The sequence below is a fragment of the Bacillus tianshenii genome (genome assembly GCA_020524525.2).
GTDB lineage: Bacteria > Bacillota > Bacilli > Bacillales > Bacillaceae_N > Bacillus_AV.
The window spans coordinates 646204-658878 of record CP129018.1 but is presented as its reverse complement, the minus strand read 5'-3'; the positions used below and the strand labels follow the sequence as shown (position 1 = coordinate 658878).

Annotated in this window: 14 protein-coding genes; 5 read left to right on the top strand and 9 right to left on the bottom strand. The window is 43.6% G+C overall.

The features are described 5' to 3' along the window. Positions 1 to 47: 47 nt before the first annotated feature. Together LC040_03310 and metC are read left to right on the top strand one after the other, a co-directional pair. Complete coding sequence (locus tag LC040_03310) at positions 48 to 1172, top strand: methionine biosynthesis PLP-dependent protein (protein ID WLR53179.1); 1125 nt, start codon at positions 48 to 50, stop codon at positions 1170 to 1172. Continuing rightward, positions 1165 to 2334, top strand: a complete 1170-nt coding sequence (metC, locus tag LC040_03305; protein WLR51952.1) for a cystathionine beta-lyase — start codon at positions 1165 to 1167, stop codon at positions 2332 to 2334. Before LC040_03310 ends, metC begins: the two co-directional genes overlap by 8 nt. 34 nt (positions 2335 to 2368) lie before the next feature. Here metC and LC040_03300 read toward each other — a convergent pair whose 3' ends face one another. Next, positions 2369 to 2935, bottom strand: a complete 567-nt coding sequence (locus LC040_03300; GenBank protein WLR51951.1) for a YdcF family protein — start codon at positions 2933 to 2935, stop codon at positions 2369 to 2371. Between the two features lie 163 nt (positions 2936 to 3098). Between LC040_03300 and LC040_03295 the strand changes: the two genes are divergently transcribed. Continuing rightward, positions 3099 to 3485: a hypothetical protein gene (locus LC040_03295; GenBank protein WLR51950.1), complete on the top strand. Its 387-nt coding sequence runs from the start codon at positions 3099 to 3101 to the stop codon at positions 3483 to 3485. Between the two features lie 257 nt (positions 3486 to 3742). On the opposite strand, the gene LC040_03290 is transcribed toward LC040_03295, so the two are convergent. Genes LC040_03290 through LC040_03280 form a run of 3 tightly spaced genes read right to left on the bottom strand, consistent with a single transcriptional unit; the run spans position 3743 to position 7573 of the window. Further along, positions 3743 to 4909 carry a Ger(x)C family spore germination protein gene (locus LC040_03290; protein WLR51949.1) on the bottom strand — a complete coding sequence of 389 codons (1167 nt, stop codon included), beginning with the start codon at positions 4907 to 4909 and terminating at the stop codon, positions 3743 to 3745. Beyond that, on the bottom strand, positions 4899 to 5999 hold the full coding sequence (locus LC040_03285) for an endospore germination permease (protein ID WLR51948.1): 1101 nt from the start codon (positions 5997 to 5999) through the stop codon (positions 4899 to 4901). The genes LC040_03290 and LC040_03285 overlap by 11 nt, the downstream gene beginning before the upstream one ends. Positions 6000 to 6019: 20 nt before the next feature. Next, positions 6020 to 7573, bottom strand: coding sequence for a spore germination protein (locus LC040_03280; GenBank protein ID WLR51947.1), 1554 nt, complete (start codon positions 7571 to 7573; stop codon positions 6020 to 6022). 268 nt (positions 7574 to 7841) lie between these two features. Between LC040_03280 and LC040_03275 the strand changes: the two genes are divergently transcribed. Beyond that, on the top strand, positions 7842 to 8159 hold the full coding sequence (locus LC040_03275; GenBank protein ID WLR51946.1) for a hypothetical protein: 318 nt from the start codon (positions 7842 to 7844) through the stop codon (positions 8157 to 8159). After that, positions 8068 to 9945 (top strand): methyl-accepting chemotaxis protein, encoded by a 1878-nt coding sequence (locus LC040_03270; GenBank protein ID WLR51945.1) that lies wholly within the window; start codon positions 8068 to 8070, stop codon positions 9943 to 9945. Before LC040_03275 ends, LC040_03270 begins: the two co-directional genes overlap by 92 nt. 64 nt (positions 9946 to 10009) lie before the next feature. Here LC040_03270 and LC040_03265 read toward each other — a convergent pair whose 3' ends face one another. The 5 genes from LC040_03265 to LC040_03245 all read right to left on the bottom strand — a co-directional run bounded on the left by LC040_03265 (position 10010) and on the right by LC040_03245 (position 12631). Beyond that, entirely contained in the window at positions 10010 to 10264 is a 255-nt protein-coding gene (locus tag LC040_03265; GenBank protein WLR51944.1) for a hypothetical protein, read from the bottom strand. 58 nt (positions 10265 to 10322) lie between these two features. Beyond that, complete coding sequence (locus LC040_03260) at positions 10323 to 11108, bottom strand: cytochrome c oxidase assembly protein (GenBank protein WLR51943.1); 786 nt, start codon at positions 11106 to 11108, stop codon at positions 10323 to 10325. Then, positions 11101 to 11601: a DUF2243 domain-containing protein gene (locus LC040_03255; protein ID WLR51942.1), complete on the bottom strand. Its 501-nt coding sequence runs from the start codon at positions 11599 to 11601 to the stop codon at positions 11101 to 11103. The genes LC040_03260 and LC040_03255 overlap by 8 nt, the downstream gene beginning before the upstream one ends. A gap of 36 nt (positions 11602 to 11637) precedes the next feature. Further along, complete coding sequence (locus LC040_03250) at positions 11638 to 12141, bottom strand: M15 family metallopeptidase (protein ID WLR53178.1); 504 nt, start codon at positions 12139 to 12141, stop codon at positions 11638 to 11640. A 178-nt stretch (positions 12142 to 12319) separates the two neighbouring features. After that, complete coding sequence (locus LC040_03245) at positions 12320 to 12631, bottom strand: hypothetical protein (GenBank protein ID WLR51941.1); 312 nt, start codon at positions 12629 to 12631, stop codon at positions 12320 to 12322. Positions 12632 to 12675 lie beyond the last annotated feature (44 nt).

Here is a 12675-nt window from a genome sequence, read left to right as displayed (position 1 = left end):
CTTGAAGGCTTTTTTCTATTTACCCGAGCTTTTTGAGGAGGATTATGATGACGAACTGGAAAATCGAAAGCATTCTTGCGCAGGCAGGAAACCGTTCAGAAACGAGAACAGGAACGGTCGGACCGCCTGTCTACTTATCAACTGCTTACCGGCACGAAGGAATTGGAAAATCAACCGGCTATGATTATATCCGTTCTGGGAACCCGACGCGGCAGGCTCTTGAAGAAACAATTGCAGAGCTCGAACAAGGAGATGCAGGCTTTGCCTGTAGCAGCGGTATGGCCGCTATTCAAACGTTATTCTCCATCTTTGAACACGGGGATGAATTTGTTGTTTCGCAAGATTTGTACGGCGGCACATACCGGTTATTTGAAGAGGGCTTTCGCAAGTGGGGCTTTCACTTTCATTACATACAAGGTGATGATCCTGCTGCGTTTGAAGCACACATTAACGAGAAGACGAAAGCGATTTTTATCGAAACGCCGACTAATCCGTTAATGCATGAAGTAAGCATTCCAGCATTAGCAGAAGTGGCGCATAAGCATGACCTGTTATTAATTGTCGACAATACGTTTTACACGCCATGCATTCAACGGCCGATTACCGATGGCGCCGACCTCGTCATTCATAGTGCAACGAAATATTTGGGCGGTCATAACGATGTACTAGCAGGCTTAATTGTTGCCAAAGGCGAGACACTGTGTGAGCAAATTGCTCTTTACCATAATGCATCTGGTGCAGTGCTGTCGCCGTTCGACTCTTACCTTGTCTTACGCGGACTGAAAACCTTGGCACTGCGGATGAGACAGCATGAAGAAAATGCCGATGCGCTCGCAGCGTTTCTCGCTTCACACCCTGATGTCACAGATGTGCTTCGTCCAAAGCGCGGCGGCATGCTTTCATTTCGTGTTCATGACGAAGCAGTTGTCGGCGCTCTGTTAGAAAGCTTTTCACTTATCAGCTTTGCGGAAAGCTTAGGCGGTGCTGAAACATTTATCACGTATCCTGCTACGCAAACGCATATGGATATTCCTGAAGAAATACGAAGTGCTTATGGGGTGTGCAACCGACTGTTAAGGCTGTCTGTCGGACTTGAACACGCTGATGACCTGATAACTGACTTCAAACAAGCTTTCGAAAATGCAAAAAAGGCGGTGCAAATCAATGAGTAAACATTACACATTTCAAACATCACTTCTACACAACAACCATAAGGTAGACCCAACGACTGGAGCGGTAAGTGTTCCGTTAATCCACTCTTCTACTTTCCATCAAACTGACATTGAACAGTTCGGTGAATATGAATATGCAAGAGGCGGCAATCCAACTCGGAAGGCATTAGAAGAAACAATCGCACAGCTTGAAGGCGGCACAGCAGGCTTTGCCTTTCCATCTGGCATGGCCGCCATTTCCACGGTGTTCACCCTTCTATCACAAGGTGACCACATCTTAGTCACAGAGGATGTGTACGGCGGCACATATCGCGTTGTTACCCAAGTGCTGCCACGCTTTGGAATTGAGTATACGTTCGTCGATATGACAAAGCTTGAAGACGTCGAAAAAGCCATTCAGCCAAATACAAAGGTCGTTTACTTAGAAACCCCTTCAAATCCACTGTTGAAAGTGACCGACCTTAAGGCCGTATGTGAAATCGCCAAAGCACATAACTGTTATGCATTTGTCGATAATACGTTCTTAACGCCAGACATTCAGCGCCCACTCGAGCTCGGTGCAGATGTCGTCGTTCACAGTGCAACGAAATTTCTTGGCGGACATAGTGACATTGTGGCAGGGCTTGCCGTTACAAACGATGATGCACTTGCTGAACAGATCGGCTTTTTGCAAAATGCATTCGGTTCGATCCTAGGGCCAAATGACTGCTGGCTCTTGCTGCGCGGCATCAAAACATTACACGTCCGTATGCAGCAATCCGTCCAATCTGCTGAGAAAATCACAAGCTTTCTCGCCAGTCATCCAGCGGTCAAAAACATCTTTTACCCTGGGCTTTCATCACATCCTGGAAACGATATTCAATACCGTCAGGCAAGCAATGGCGGCGCTGTTCTTTCGTTTGAGCTTGAAAACCAGCATGCTGTGAAAACATTTGTGGAACATTGTCAGCTCCCTGTCTTTGCGGTCAGCCTCGGTGCTGTTGAATCTATTTTATCGTATCCACGGACAATGTCACACGGCTCAGTGCCAAATGATGAATGCGACCGCTGCGGCATCACTGAAGGCTTATTACGCCTATCGGTCGGGCTAGAAGATGCGGATGACTTAATCGCAGACTTCTCTCAAGCACTCTCGCATGTCCAAGATGGCGCCGCTGTCTAATCCCTAAGAGGCTGATTCCATGTCAGCCTCTTTTCTATTGCGACAAAAACAAATACTTGTAGTACGCAGGGAACTCGCGCACGATCGAATACAAATCGCGCATTTCAAAATAGCGGGCATGTGCTCCGTATACTTCGTTGAAGCCTTGCTTTTCAAATGCAAGCTTCGTTCTAGAAATATGAAAATACTGACTGATCACGACCACCGATTCAAATTCGAACTGCTCAGCTATTACTCTTGCATTCTCAGCTGTTAAGGCGGTATTGTAGCCGTCTGAATCGACAAGTATTTGCTTATCTGCGACACCTTTCTTCATTAAATAGTCTTTCATTACTTTTGCCTCATCGAACCCTTCCTCACCCATCCCACCGCTGACGATTATATGCTGAAAGTAACCATCCTCATACAAGGTCACTGCCCTGTCCAATCGAGCCTGTAGCCGCTTTGATACTTCACCATTTTCTTCTACTTTATTGCCGAGCACAACTGCGGCATCCACACGTTTCAATTCATCATTTAACCCATCAATGACGATCAGCGCTGTATGAATCAGAAACCACCCTATCAGAATTATAAAGCCTGTCTTCCAGTATCGACGCATATCTACACACACTTTCTAAGATTCAGAACTTCCCCTTAACTTTACCATAAAAACCCACCCGAATCCCCCCAACCCCTCTTATTTTTTCCAGTGGAAGAGCTTCATTTGCCACGTCTGTCACATACGCTATCTTGAGATTCAAAAAAAAGAGGAGGAAATATAGATGTATGAACAACCCTATTACATGCCATATATGAATTATTATTATCCACAGCCTGCTTATTATGTTCCAAATGAGAGCTATCAGGAAGAAGACCGTCAGCAAGAAGGAGCGCCAACTTCACCGCCGCCGTCGCAAATCCCACCTGCTCAAACAGCTGCGTTCGCAGGACCTGTTCAAACAGGGCAAGTCCGTTCTCGTTTGTGTGCTTGCTTAGGGAATTGGGGGTTGCTTGGCTTACGGACTCAAGGTCCCTTCGGAAAAGATTTCTGGTTCTACCCGTCTGAAATCCGTGCAGAAAGTGTAACAGGCTACACGTGGCAAAGTGGTCGTGCGCGCAGAGTGCGTTACCGTTATTCGCAGATTCGAAACTTTATGTGCTTTGTATAGACAAAGAGAGAGGCTGACTTCAAGATGTCAGCCTCTCTTCTATTGAAGCAGGAATTTTCCTAACGGCTTGAAGATTGGATATATTAAGTGGGTTGGCCCAGGCAAGTTCGGCTTTAGCAGTAACAAAATGGCGAGAAAGTAACCGGTACTAGTAATTAAGACAAAGAAAACTTTATCCCGCTTATTTTCAAGCCTGTGCCACTCATACAAAACGATTAACAGAACAACACAAGTAATTCCGCATATACTTAGAAAAATCAATCTGTCACCTCTTCATCATCAGGGAATGCTGGAGGGCTCGTTGTTAGACCTGTTCTTGTAATATTTGCGTTTACATGCACCTTTACTTCTATCTCATTGAACTTCTCTTCCCATCCGTTCTTCTTCTCAATATTGTGCCACCTGTCTGGATACTTTTGATGAAAATGTTCCGAAAAATCAAAGATATCTGCATGATGCTTTCTTGCTTCTTCAAGAGCGAGTTGCGTGTAATGCTTGATTTCACGCTCAACCTCCTTCTCCAGCTGCTTATACACCTTTTCACTACTAACCTTTAAAGGCGTGCCATTTTGAATAATATCGTTCTTCGTCTCGATCCGAACAGTGATACTCCACTTCCCATTTTCAATGTGAGGCTCGAATTTTGTACGACTAAAAATCTGCAGCATCGACACATAACCGTCTGTCCCTTTTGGTTGAACGGTAACATACGCAAGATCGATTTCATCTCGAAGCCAAAGAACGCCTCGGGTCACTTTGTCATCAATCATGCCAATTAATTTCCCGTTTTTCAAAAGAGCACTGCCTTTCGCCATGACCATCGTTTCTTCCTCTTCCTGATCAAGTACGACGAGCGGCACGACTGCTTCTTGAGACTTATCCTCAAGCATTTCAAGGAATTCTTTTACCGTTAGATCAATCCCTAATTTGAGCTTTGCGATTTCTCGTAAAACCTCCGCCACACTTCGCTCTAAGATAGGAGGCGTTCGTAACATCTCTTCAGCCGTTCCCTCACTAATAAATACTTGGGAACGTAACCGTGTAACAGGATGCCTTGCGAAGAAATCAATTTCTTCTCTCACCCCATATTCAGCAGCCTTTTTGCCAATTATCGCGATACGGTGATGACCCCAGAAGATTTCCCGTGAAAGCTTCTCTTGAATTTGTGGGATCGCATCTCCAATTGATGTTCCGACTCCTGACACGACAGTAGTTGAGAAGCTCCCTCCATCCGCACCGCTCTGTACCTGTTTGCTTTGGGACGTACCAGGGTTTATAAGTAATAGTGTCAGCTTAAGATGTTCGTTATCTACCCGATCAATCCCAACCCCAACGACAACAGCCAAATCATTTACTTCAATTCGGTCCCAGCACCCCGTCAACAGCAATAGACATAGAAATATACTCAGAAACTTAGCCTTCATATCCTTTTGCCTCCTTCTTTCGCAAGGAAGCAATAATTAACAGAAGCGTCGGAAGTACCGTTTGAAAGAATGATAAGAAAAACGGGGCAGCAACATTAAGGAATTTTGTAAAATACATCAGATCCGGAACAGACCAAAATGTAAACACAACTAAGATGACACCAATCGGCAAGACAATTGAGCGATAATCAGAAAGCTCACATAGTTGAGCTGTTCCAAGCACAACAGCGTAATAAAACATCGAGATCTTCAAAAATGCGCCAATTACCCAAATCGCCATTACAACCGCTTCAATATGCTCAATAAAATCTGCAATCGAAATGTATTTCCCCGCAACCATAACAGGATAAGCGATATCATTCGTCAAAATTCCAAGAATTAGAAGACCAATCAAATTACTTAAGGACATCGCGGCTAATACCGAAACAATCGAAAGAATACCCCATCGCACTTTTTTTTCGTCATCTTTCACATACGGGAGCAGGAATGCGACTAAGAAGAATTCACTAAACCACGTAATCGGTGGAATGGCCCCTCTAATCGAAGGCATAAGCCCATTTTCAAAAATCGGAAACACATTCATAAAGTTAAAATCAGGAATTAATAAAATAAACATAATGACAAGTAAGCCGACGACAATTGGGAAGAAGAACTCGGTAACCCGGCAGAGCACCTCAATTCCTCCTCTTATCGCAAAACTACAAACGAGCACCATGCTTCCAATGATCACGACTTTCGGTGTACGCAGTAAGAAAACCCCGTTAATAAACTCAGCATACTCGCTAATGATCATCCCGCTTGAATGAATATAAAACAGCATTAACGAGACGCCGAAAATTTTCCCAGGTACCTTCCCAATAATGTGCTGACTATATTGAATTGGCGTTTCTTTCGGAAACCTCTTATGAAGCCTGTATGCAATAAAAAAAGTGAAAAATCCACTAATCGACGCCCAATAAGGTGAAATCCATAAATCCCGGCCTGCATGCTGACCAGCAATTGAAGGAATGAGTAGTACAGCCGTTGCAATAATTGTCGGGTGCATGATCATCGCCATTTGCACTGCGGAAATTTTCCCTTTTTCAAGCATCGCTTTCTCTCCTGTTCGACTTAATCTCTCTTATTCCGAAGACCTGGCTTCTGCCCTGGGGACTGTCTACGCTCATTCGTTCCCCCTGTCAGGTGAGGCCGTTTGTCAAGACTCCAAATCGGTGCACGAAGAAGAGTATCTTTCAATTCTTGCAGTTGAAGAGGGCCTAGAGGTGATAGATAAGGTACACCGAAAGAACGCAATGACGCCAAATGAATAATCAATGAAATAACACCAAGCATAACGCCTAACAGCCCTAACGTTCCGGCAAGAATAATCAATGGAAAACGCAGAAAGCGCATTGACACTCCTAATGCATATCTTGGAATCGAGAAAGAAGCAATCCCTGTTAAGGCTACGACAATCACCATCGGTGGAGACACGAGCCCAGCCGAAACAGCCGCTTCCCCGATAACTAAAGCCCCGACAATGCTAACGGCTGCACCAATTTGTTTCGGAAGCCTCAACCCTGCTTCTCGCAATGCTTCAAAGACAACCTCCATAATAAGTGCTTCAACTAGCGCTGGAAATGGAATTTGTTCTCGGGTCGCAGCGACACTAATTAATAACGTGGTCGGCACCATTTCTTGATGAAATGTCAAGATCGCCACATAAATTGACGGCAATGTTAAGGAGATAACAAACAATCCATAGCGAAGCCAACGAATCAATGTCCCAAGAATAAACCGATTTGTATAATCATCCATTGACTGCAATAACGAAAAGATCGTAACAGGCGCAACTAAACAAAAAGGGGTTCCATCAATTAAAATAACCACTCTCCCTTCAAGCAGATCAGCTGTTACAACATCTGGTCTTTCCGTACTAATGAGCTGAGGAAACGGCGAGAACGGGGAGTCTTCAATAAATTCCTCTACATACCCGCTATTTAGTACGCCATCAACGTCAATCCTGTTGAGACGACTCTCAACTTCTTCAACTAATGACTTCTCCGCAATCCCCTCAATATAAGAAATCGCAACCGTCGTCTCGGTATACACCCCCAGCTGAAGCTTCTTAAACTTTAAACGCGGGCTCCGCAGACGTTTGCGAATAAGCGTAATATTTGTATGAATATTTTCAACGAAGCCTTCCCGCGGCCCCCGCAACACATTCTCTGCTTCCGGGGATTCAATTGACCGCTGCTGGGAATGCGGAACACCGAATACAATTCCAGCCTCATTTCCTTCTATTAATAACACAACACTTCCAAGCGAAATTGACTGTACCGCCTCCGCAAAGGTGCTTATACTCTTTCCTTTCGTCGTAGAGGTAACCCGTTTTATAATCGTTTCACACCGAAGGTTCTCCCGCTTCTTTTCCTTTAATAGAGGGCTTAAAATGTTCTCGTCAATTTCCCTTTTATCAATCATATTATCGAAGTAAACAAGCACAGCTCTGGCATCAGCAATATAAAACTCATGCACAACAAAATCCATACAATCAGTATAGATTTCTTCGATCACCTGTAATGTCTCGTCAAAATCACGCGTAAACTGACCGAGATTTTCTACGTCTACTTGCTTTTTATCATCCTTACTCTTATTAAATATAAACTTCTCAGAGATTTTCATCCTGACCGACTCCGAACCGATTTATTTTTCCCTTATTTAATATTGTTTTCCAATCACTCACAATAATATCCTCGCTACTTCGTATTGGATGGATTTGCATGCAAAAAAGCACGCTTCAAATGAAACGTGCTCCTTTATTTAGAGATCTCATTAAAATAAGCAGTAAGTATTAGGTTAATCGTAACACTTTATGCTAAAATTACTTTATAATAGCAAAATAGAACCAAAGAAAACACTATCACTGTGTGGTAATAAAGGGGGATCTTATATGAAAGTGATTTTAGCACCAGGGATTCGGTTAATTGAAAAGCTTAAGTATTCAGGAAAGTTTTTACTTATCGGTTTCTTCATGTTAATTCCGATTGCATTTATGTTGTTTATGCTCATCTCTCAAACCAATCATGATATTCAGTTTGCAAAGAAAGAACAAGTCGGTGCGGAATACAACCGTGAAGCAAAGGTATTTCTTCAATACGTGCAGCAGCACCGCGGGGATGTCACAAGGTTATTTATCTGGCGACCAATCGTTCAAGCCGCAAATGCTAGACAAGCAAAAGCAGATTCAAGAGCAAATCAATATCATTGATACATTAAATGAAGAAATGGGCACTGCCCTCGATACGACGGCAAAATGGCCAGAGCTTAAGAAAAAGTGGCTTGAAGTCCCTAACGTCGTATTTGATCTCCAGCCAAGCAAGAGCTTTGAGCTTCACACAGCAATCACTTCTGATACAATCGACCTTATCCATTACGTAGCTGACCAATCCGCCTTATCTCTCGACCCAGAGCTTGATACATACTATCTCATGGACTCAGTTGTAACAAAGTTACCGATGTTAACTGAAAGTGCCGGGCAAGCCCGAGGACTCGGAACAGGAATCGCGGCCAAACGCTCTGCCACTGCAGGCGAGCAAGCTCAGCTGATTTCCTTAAGAAGTAATATTCAAAGCTCATTGAAAGAAGTACGCCGCTCCTACCAAATCTTAATCAAAACAAATCCAAGCTTAGAGCCCCAGTTAAAGCCTGTATTTGAAAAAGCAAATGAATCGAATCAAACATTCCTAGATGTCCTGCAAACCGAAATGATTGAAGAAGTCAGCATCCATTCAAAAGATTTCTATCAATTATCCACTGATACGATTAACAATACGTTAGCGTTATTTGACTTAGAGACTGAATTACTGAACCAATTATTAGCCCAGCGTATTGATAACTTACAGAATGAACAACTGATGATGATTCTTATGATTGCCTTCACATTTGCGATAACGCTGTACTTATGTATTGCATTCTATGTCTCTGTTAATCAAACAGTCTCTCACTTAGAAGAGGTATCATCGAAGCTTGCGGATGGTGATTTAACGGTACAAGCAAATGTCACAACCAAGGATGAATTATTAATTATCGGAAAAGCCTTTAATAAGATGGCCGACTCGTTTCGAGCGATGATTTCACAAAGCCAGCAGGTAGCCGAACAAGTTGCTTCATCCTCTGAGGAGTTATCTACCAGCGCTGAGGAAACAGGCACTTCTGCAAACCAAATTGCGTTAACCATTAGTGAAATTGCTTCAGGGACCACATTACAATCAGAGCATATGAGAACCGTATTAGAGAAAGTCGAGGATACAAACACTCAAGTGTCGATTGCAGATGAATCTATGACTAGTGCATTAGAATTATCGACTGCCTCAACAGAAGCTGTACAAGAAGGAAAAACAGCAATGAACGACCTTATTAATCAGCTGTCCATTGTCGAAGGAACGGTCGAGGTTGCGCAACAATCCATTCAACGATTAGGCTCGCAATCAACTGAAATCAGCAGTATTATTACCGTTATTTCAACGATTGCCGAGCAAACAAACCTGCTTGCTTTAAACGCGGCAATCGAGGCTGCAAGAGCTGGAGAACACGGGAAAGGATTTGCTGTTGTAGCAGAGGAAGTTCGAAAGCTTGCTGAAGAATCATCACAATCAGCCAAGCAAATCACAACGCTTATTAATGATATCCAAAAAGAAACAACCCTCACGATCCAAGCAATGGATAAGAAAGTATCAGCAGTAGAAAATCAAAGCAAGATCATCGAAAGAAAGAGAAAGGTTCTAAATGACATTATTGAAAAAGTAAATATGACCCAAGCTCACACAACTGAAATGAAAGCAGTGTTCGACAAGATTAAAGCGAACAGCAGCCAAGTATTAGAAGCTGTCCAAGAGTCATCTGGTATCATTGAACAATCAGCTGCCTCGTCTCAAGAAGTGGCCGCATCCGCCGAAGAGCAATCTGCGATTATCGAAGAGATTGCCGCAAGCTCAAACGACTTAGCCAAAGCAGCTGAATCTTTGAATCATGAAGTGAGTAGGTTTATCGTTTAGCTATGGAGATCCTCCATAGCTTTTTTTATTTCTTAATGCGCTCGATACAATCATAGAAACAGAATCAACTACGCGAGAATTTTATAACAAGAAAAGCCGCGACTACTGAAACAGCGCTGGCTATAAAGAAACCAGTCGCATATTTCGGAATGAGGTGCTCTGGGACAGTGTCATTGATTTCCAACCCCATAAAGTGCACCCCAATCCCATCGCCATCAACATCAGTGCCAAGCGCCCATAAGTCAATTCCTTTGTTGAGCATAGCAATTGCAAGCATAACAAGAAAAATCGCAAACACCCAGCGAAGAATGCTGTTCATCTTAACCCCCTCCTTGAGTTGAGGTATTTTTAAAATTAGTTGGCGCCTAACTATACCGTTATTGAAATTGGTGCACTTTCGTGGATGTTTGCGGACGGGTAGCTCTGAACCAATGAAGACATAAAATAAAGATAAGCACAATATCGATCAAATCTCCGCCATAGTACATAATCTTACCGCCAATTTCTGCTTGCTCTCGAGGCACACCAGCCGGCGGATGAGCATAGATATATTTCGATAAGATTCCATGTCCAGCTAAGGCGATAATAAACACAATCGTACGATAGATATAGCTCGTTCGATGTGGAGACAGGTCAATATAAATCATCGAAATCGTAAATAAATAGCCTGCAAGGAACACATGAATATGGACAAGTAAATGAACGATAAAGCTTTGCTGCATCATCATATATAAGTCTGTCGTATACAAGAGCCACAGTCCGCCAATATTCAAGAGTGAGGCGCCAATTGGATCACTTGCTAACCGAAAGGGCCAGCTTTTGAGAAGACGTGTGAAACGCCTGGCTGTATGCACGGGAAGGGTTCTAAGCATAAGCTTCATTGGCGCAGCGAGGGCTATTAGAAGTGGTGCAAGCATTCCAAGCAACAGATGTCCGACCATATGAGCTACAAAATCGTCATGAGCACGATTTGCTAAAGGCCCAACCATCACAACTGCTGCACTTAACACACCGAAAAATAAGTAAACATAACGGGCGCGCGGCCATTGTTTGTACTTCCGGCTTGATAAGATTGCTGCAGTTACATAAGCAGCTAACGCAAGTACGAATAGCGCAGAGAAGAATACATCACTAAGAAAGCTGTTCATATAGTGATCACTCATAGGCCGCTGCACCTTGCGTTTGCTTGGCTGAACGGCGGATAAGCATAATACCGATAACCATCATAACGACCGCGGTTACATTCCATACCCAATCATAAATCACGACATTCTCTACGTAACGAATCTGGTGCAAGCGCATCAACTTGTGCTGAACTGTTCCATCATAGAGCTGGAAGACACCTCCGCCAAGCAATACACTGCCCCACCACTTTTTTTGCAAAAATGCATGTCGCCGGCGCAGGTCAGCCAGCATAAACAGCCCACCGATCGTCGCAAACCAACTAAATGCATGAAAGAAACCGTCTGAGATAAGCCCTACCTCAGTGGTCGACTTGTCGTAAAAGTGATGCCACCGGAGAAGCTGGTGGAATACCGTTTCATCGATAAAAGCAAGCATTCCAAGACCGAAAAGAAAGCCAGACCAAAGATTGCGGTTCTTATACAACAAGAAAATCCTCCTTCTGTTCAAGGTTTCTTGTAGCTGTTTTCCCATTAATGAAAAACCAAAAACTAGGAGGATTGTTTCAGTCTACGTTTCATCCTTGGGCCTCTTCCCCCATTGCAGCTCGCGAACTGTTAAGCCGAAATCCATTTGCAGGTGCGGATAATCCTTAAAGTTCTCCCAATCTCCGCCCCATTCAAAGCCTAAGTCCTTCGCAATCGCCACAACCTCCATCCAATCGGACTTGCCGTTTCCGTTATCATCCCGGCTTGTATCCCAAACAACTCGTCCATTATCAAGCTGAAGAGCAAAATCGATTGCTAGTCCGTAATTATGATAGGACTCTCCGCCTTTTGCATACGTTACGATGTTACCACCTTTCGAACGGCCTTTCTCGTATAGTTGATTTTGCTCCTCGACTGTACGATGACCATCTGTGATCGCAATCTCAATCCCTTTATCTGCTGAGCGTGCGACTAATTTTTCCTTCGCTTTCTCCACAGCTGGGTGAAGCTGTGTTGGCATTGGAGCATCTTTTTTTATCGGTTCAAACGTCGTGAACTTATCTTGTAGATTCGGTTTTATAACCATGACAAGCACGACAATACTGACAACTAATAGAAGAAAACCAAATAAGTTTGATAAAAGTTTCAAAATGATTGCATCCCTCTCAAAATCATTCTTTTTTTGAGAATACCATATTGTGAGAGATGAAAAAAACAAAAAGAGCGCCTTCCTGTTATAGAAAAAGCGCTCAGTCAACGATTTCTTAATACGCATAATACGGATAATAAGGTGAAGGGTAACCTGGGCCATAGCCAACACCATAATACGGATAGCCGCCGTATGCATATGGCGCATACAGGGCACTACCTAACAGCCCGCCAAGCACGCCACCGACAAACGGACCTCCAAAGAACGGTCCTCCGAAGAACGGTCGACCATAGCCGAACGGACCTCCAAATCCAAACGGCCGGCCAAACCCAAACGGCCGGCCAAACCCGAAAGGTCTTCCAAATGGTCTTCCAAAAACTCTTTCATTACGTTGATCAAAAATGAATGGGCTTCCCTCTTGCTGCATATCCTTTTCCTCCCCAATTAGATATTCAACCTCTATGGGGTACT